Source organism: Bradyrhizobium sp. STM 3843 (assembly GCF_000239815.1).
GTDB lineage: Bacteria > Pseudomonadota > Alphaproteobacteria > Rhizobiales > Xanthobacteraceae > Bradyrhizobium.
This window is the reverse complement of record NZ_CAFK01000089.1, coordinates 1-5,523: the sequence shown is the minus strand read 5'-3', so window position 1 is coordinate 5,523 and position 5,523 is coordinate 1. Positions and strand designations below refer to the sequence as shown.

Sequence of the window (5,523 nt, the reverse complement as noted above, 5' to 3'; positions counted from 1 at the left end):
TGGTCAGCACTTCTCGATGCGATGGGGCTCGAAGGACTTGGTCTCGGAGGACTTGGTCTCGAAGGACTTGGCGGGTCGGGGCGGGGTTGTTCAGAGTGGCGGCACGAGGGCGGTTCGAATAGCGCGGAGCGGGATATGAAAGTCAACGTCGAGATCGATTGCACTCCGCTGGAGGCGCGGCAATTCTTTGGGCTCCCTGACGTCGGCCCGATGCAGATGGCCGTCATGGATAAGCTGCAGCAGCAGATGATGAGCAACATCGACAAGATGGCTCCGGAAGCTCTGCTACAGAGCTGGTTCAGCTTCGATCCGAAGCTGGCGGAGAAATTCCAGGACCTGTTTGTGACGATGACCGGGCTCGGCGGCAGCCGCTCGAGCGACCGGAAATCGGCCTGATCGCTTCATTCGAATTACTCGGCTGAACGGGCCGCAGGCGGGTTGCATCGACCTTCCACGATCTGCACGATGATGGGCGCAGGCGCCGCTGAGGCGCCTGGCCGCTACAACAAAAGGCAGGGACAGGAGGGACGCATGAGCGACGCCACGGTCATGCCGCCGCTGCAGTTTGCCGCGACCAACGGCATCCGGATGGGCTATTACGAGGCGGGACCGGCCACGGATCGGCCGCCCATGGTCTTGTGCCATGGCTGGCCTGAACTGGCGTTCTCCTGGCGGCACCAGATCACGAGGCTCAGCGAAGCCGGCATCCGCGTGATCGCACCCGACCAGCGCGGCTACGGCGCGACTGACCGGCCGGAGCCGGTCGAGGCCTATGATATCGAGCATCTGACGGCCGATTTGGTCGGCTTGCTCGACCACCTTAAGATCGACAAGGCGATCTTCGTCGGCCACGACTGGGGCGGCTTTGTCGTCTGGCAGATGCCGCTGCGCTATCTCGACCGCGTCGCTGGCGTGGTCGGCGTCAACACGCCGCATCTTCCCCGCGCGCCCGCCGATCCGATCGACATCATGCGCAAGCGCTTCGGCGAGACGATGTACATCGTCCAGTTCCAGGATCCCGCGCGCGAGCCGGATCGCATCTTCGGCAGCCGAGTCGAGCAGACCTTCGACGCCTTCATGCGCAAGCCGGTGCCGCGCAGTGATGACGGAGCGAAGGAGCCGCCGGTGGCAGGCATCGTTGCAGCGAAGACGGTCAATCTTGCCTTCCCGCAGATGGTCGCGGCGTATGACGCCAGTCGCGATGCGCGCCAGCCGATCCTGTCGGAGCAGGAGAAGCAGGTCTTTGTCGAGACTTTCCAGAGAACCGGCTTCACCGGTGGTATCAACTGGTACCGCAACATGTCGCGCAACTGGCGGAGGGCGGAAGGCCTCGATCACACCGTCCGCGTGCCGGCGCTGATGATCATGGCCGAGCACGATGCCGTGCTGCCACCCTCGGCTACCGATGGCATGGAAAAGCTGGTGCCTGATCTTGAGAAATACCTGGTGCGCAACAGCGGCCATTGGACGCAGCAGGAGCAGCCGGAGGAGGTCAGCGCCAAGCTGATCGAATGGCGCCGGCGCCGGTTTGGCTGAGATGATGAGATAGGACTCTCGGCCAAAATTCGCTGTCGCCCCTGCGAAAGCAGGGGCCCATAGCCACAGGAGGTCGTGGTCAGGCGGGCTGGAGCTCCAGATCGGCTCAACAACTAACGCAGGTGGTTATGGGTCCCTGCGTGCGCAGGGACGACGCCGGTTTTGCGGCAACAACTCATTTCCAATTGGGTCAAGCCGCCTGCGCACTCGCGCCATGCGCATGGGCTGCAATCGCGTCGATGATCTGCGGCCAGGTCCGGATCGTCAAGGCATGGCCCATGCCCTCGATCATCAGGAGCTTGGCATTCGGAATCGACTCCGCCGTGTCGCGTCCGCCGGAGGGATGCACCAGCGGATCCCGGGTGCCGTGGATCACCAATGTCGGCACCTCCACCAGATGCAGCCGGGGCTTGCGGCTGCCGGAAGCCAGGATAGCGCGCAATTGCCGGCCGACGCCGGCCGTATTGATGCCGCGGGCGAAGCAGCGCTCGGCAAGCGCCCGGTCGCGCGCTTCGTCTTCCGGAAAGGAGCCGGCCCGCAGCATCTTCCAGGTCCTGGAAAAGCGCTCGACATATTGCTCCTTGGTCTTCGGCGCCGGCATCATCAGCATCATGGCGATCTCGCGGCTCGGTGGCGGAATCCGAGGATTGCCCGTGGTCGACATGATCGAGGTCAATGACCGCACCCGCTCGGGAAACGACAATGCGATCTCCTGCGCGATCATGCCGCCCATCGAGGCGCCGACTAGATGCGCAGACTTGATCGAGAGCGCGTCCAACAGACCGACCGTATCCTTGGCCATGTCGATGAGCTTGTAGGGAGCCGACACCGGAAGATGAAAGAACCGCAGCTTCAGCAGTTCGAACGGCGTGAGCCGTTTGCCGCCATGCATCTTGCTGGATTGGCCGATGTCGCGGTTGTCGAAGCGGATGACGCGGAAGCCGCGGCTTGCAAGCTGCGCGCAGAACTCATCGTCCCAGATCAACATCTGGCCGCCGAGCCCCATGATCAGCACCAGCGGCTCTGCAGCGGGATCGCCAAAAATTTCGTAGCAGATGTCGATACCATTGGCGCGCGCGATATGCTGGGGCTGATGAGCAATTGCGGTCACAACTGGGTTCCTCGTTTCAAAGCCGGTGGAACTGTATCGCATGTTATCGAACTGGGGAGGAGGCCTGCACATGTCGCATCATTTGCGCATCGCCGATGCCTGCATGATATCTTGGCGGGTACAGGTGCTGAGTCCCGTGATCTCGCTTGGTGACAAGGAGAATGGCGATGGTCGACAAGACTGGTGATGCAATCGCGTTATGGCAGCAAATGGTCGGGGAGATGCAGAAGGGCTTTGCGGCCTTCGCCAAGCAAGGCCTGGGTTCCTTGCCACCGGGACGCCAGGCAAGCGATCGGAGTGCCTTCGCCTCGGGAGCGCAGAAACATATGGCCGATCTGATGGAAAGCTACTTCAACAACATGAATCTGCCCAGCCGCGGCCAGTTGAAGGACATGAGCGAGCGGCTGCAGGCGATCGAACTCGAATTGAGCGAGATCAAAGCGCTGCTGCTTCGAATGGTGGAGGCTGCCGCTATCAAGGAAACTGCCGCCCCCAAGGAAGTTACTGTCCCGACTGAAGCTGCCGTTCCTCCGGAAACTGCCGCTCCTACGGAAACTGCCGCTCTCGCGGAAGCTGTGGCTCCTACTGAAGCAGCCGCTCCCAATGAAGCTGCCGCTCCCAAGGAGGAAGCTGCTGCTCCTGAGGAAACTGCCGCTCCAAAGGAAGCAGCTGCCGCCCCTAAGGTCGCTGCTCCCCGAGCCCAGCGGACGCGTTCCCGGCGTCCGGCCGCTTCGGGAACCGAGGGTATCGAGGGGGCGAAAGACGCCGGCTGAGCGCTGGCTGCCGCCGGTCTCCACCTCCCCCATAAAAATGACATCCAATGCTGCAATGCAACATTTTTGTTGCAATGCGGCATTAGGCATGGCATGACTATGGAGCCCCGGGCCAATACGGACGGGGTGGGAGCCCATAGCTCAGCAGAGGATGGAGAGAAACGATGACCAATGATACCGCGACTGCATTCGACAGCGTCAAGGAGGCCTTTGCCCCGGTGACCGACGCGCTGAAGAACATGCAGAATATGGAAGTGCCGGAATCCGCGCGCGAGTTCGTCAAGAAGGCGACCGCGACGGCCAAGGAACGCGTTGCCGATGCCTTCGCCGGCTCGGAAAGAGTGACGGCTGCGATCGAGACCGCTGTTGCTGACGGCGTCAGCGAAGCGACCAAGATCGGCCGCAACATCCAGCAGGCGATCCATGAGGACACCGAGGCGTTCTTCGACGGGCTGGACAAGCTGGCGTCTGCCAAGACGATCAGCGAAGCCGTGCAGATTCAGTCGGAACTCGCGCGGGCGCGCGGCGAAGCGCTCATCTCGCGGGCGAAGTCGAGCACCGAATATTTCGGCAAGCTCGTGACCGATGGCGCCAAGACCTTGCAGGACAACTTCGCCAAGACCTATACCAAGTCGGCCTGATCGCATCAGGCACATACCGAAATGCCCTGGCCCGCATCTTGCGGGCCTTCTTTTTTGGTGGATCGCGGCAAAACAGGCTATGCGTGGACCACCATGCCGCCGCAGCCGCTCTCCCGCATCATCGATCAGCTCAAAGGCGAGCCCTCGCGCACCGGCTCGCTCATCATCACCGTGTTTGGTGATGCCATCGTGCCGCGCGGCGGGACAGTGTGGCTGGGGACGCTGCTGGAGTTCTTCGCAGGCCTCGACATCGACGGCAATGTGGTGCGCACTGCGATGTCGCGGCTTACCGCTGAAGGCTGGTTCGAGCGCAGCAAGGTCGGCCGCAACAGCTTCTATCGCCTGGTCAGGCAGGGGCAGCAGACCTTTGCCGCGGCGACCCGCCACATCTACGATCCGCCGCCGACGGAATGGACCGGCAGTTTCGAGCTGCTCTTGATCAGCCAGAGCGATCAGCGCGAGGCCGCGCGGGACGCGCTCAAGAATGCCGGCTTTGGCAGTCCGCTGCCCGGCGTCTTTGTCGCGCCGGCCGGCACCGCTGTGCCGGAGGAGGCGAGGGGCGGGCTTCGGCTCGACGCCTCCGCCGCTCCCGACATGGCGCGGCGCCTGCTCGCCGAAAGCTGGGCGCTCGAGCGCACCGCGGGGGCCTATCTGAAGTTCATGGCCACCTTTGCGCCACTGCAGGCCTGTCTGCGGAAGCAGGAAACGCTGTCCGATGCCGACGCTTTCACCGCGCGCATTCTGCTGATCCATCATTACCGGCGCATTGTGCTGCGCGATCCCTTGTTACCGGCGGAACTGCTGCCCAAGGACTGGCCGGGACGGCCGGCGCGGGTGCTGTGCGGCGAGATCTATCGCGCGCTGCTGGCCGGCTCCGAGCGCTGGCTCGACGACCACGGCACCGACGAGAATGGTCCGCTGCGGCCTGCCGGAGCGGCGCTCGCGCGCCGCTTCGGCGATGGATGATCTGCGCTGATATATTACAAAAATGGATTGCGTAGATTAGATTTTGTTATATGTTAGCGGCAACCAAGTCCTGGGAGGACACGTCGCCGCATGTATACGCAGGCGCTCAATACGCCCGAGGAGGGCACTCTCGCGGAGGACGTGGCGCGGACGGCGCGCTTTCAGGCGCGTGTCGATGCCGAGGAGCGCATCGAGCCCAATGATTGGATGCCCGCCGCCTACCGCAAGACGCTGATCCGGCAGATTTCCCAGCACGCCCATTCCGAGATCGTCGGCATGCTGCCGGAGGGCAACTGGATCACGCGCGCGCCAAGCCTGCGCCGCAAGGCCGCGCTGCTCGCCAAGGTGCAGGACGAGTGCGGCCACGGGCTCTATCTCTATGCCGCCGCCGAGACGCTCGGCGCCTCGCGTGAGGAGCTGGTCGACGCGATGCTGGCCGGCAAGGCCAAATATTCCTCGATCTTCAACTATCCGACCCTGACCTGGGCAGATATCG

7 protein-coding genes are annotated in these 5,523 nt (G+C 63.1%); 6 read left to right on the top strand and 1 reads right to left on the bottom strand.

Annotated features, from left to right (window positions below):
- The first annotated feature begins 135 nt into the window (after window positions 1-135).
- Together BRAS3843_RS12295 and BRAS3843_RS12290 are read left to right on the top strand one after the other, a co-directional pair.
- Window positions 136-396, top strand: a complete 261-nt coding sequence (locus tag BRAS3843_RS12295) for a DUF6489 family protein (RefSeq protein WP_008969213.1) — start codon at window positions 136-138, stop codon at window positions 394-396.
- Between the two features lie 135 nt (window positions 397-531).
- The gene (locus tag BRAS3843_RS12290) at window positions 532-1,536 is read left to right on the top strand and encodes an alpha/beta hydrolase (protein ID WP_008969212.1); all 1,005 of its coding nucleotides are present in this window, start codon (window positions 532-534) and stop codon (window positions 1,534-1,536) included.
- A 190-nt stretch (window positions 1,537-1,726) separates the two neighbouring features.
- On the opposite strand, the gene BRAS3843_RS12285 is transcribed toward BRAS3843_RS12290, so the two are convergent.
- Window positions 1,727-2,647: an alpha/beta hydrolase gene (locus BRAS3843_RS12285; protein WP_008969211.1), complete on the bottom strand. Its 921-nt coding sequence runs from the start codon at window positions 2,645-2,647 to the stop codon at window positions 1,727-1,729.
- A 167-nt stretch (window positions 2,648-2,814) separates the two neighbouring features.
- On the opposite strand from BRAS3843_RS12285, the gene BRAS3843_RS40680 reads away from it, so the two are divergent.
- The 4 genes from BRAS3843_RS40680 to BRAS3843_RS12265 all read left to right on the top strand — a co-directional run.
- Window positions 2,815-3,420, top strand: a complete 606-nt coding sequence (locus BRAS3843_RS40680; protein WP_008969210.1) for a hypothetical protein — start codon at window positions 2,815-2,817, stop codon at window positions 3,418-3,420.
- 164 nt (window positions 3,421-3,584) lie between these two features.
- A complete protein-coding gene (locus tag BRAS3843_RS12275; RefSeq protein ID WP_008969209.1) occupies window positions 3,585-4,061 on the top strand; it encodes a phasin in 477 nt (158 codons plus the stop codon).
- Window positions 4,062-4,154: 93 nt separating this feature from the next.
- Window positions 4,155-5,027: a phenylacetic acid degradation operon negative regulatory protein PaaX gene (gene paaX, locus BRAS3843_RS12270; protein WP_008969208.1), complete on the top strand. Its 873-nt coding sequence runs from the start codon at window positions 4,155-4,157 to the stop codon at window positions 5,025-5,027.
- A 90-nt stretch (window positions 5,028-5,117) separates the two neighbouring features.
- A partial coding sequence (locus BRAS3843_RS12265) for a Phenylacetic acid catabolic protein (protein WP_035981532.1) occupies window positions 5,118-5,523 on the top strand: 406 nt, incomplete at its 3' end.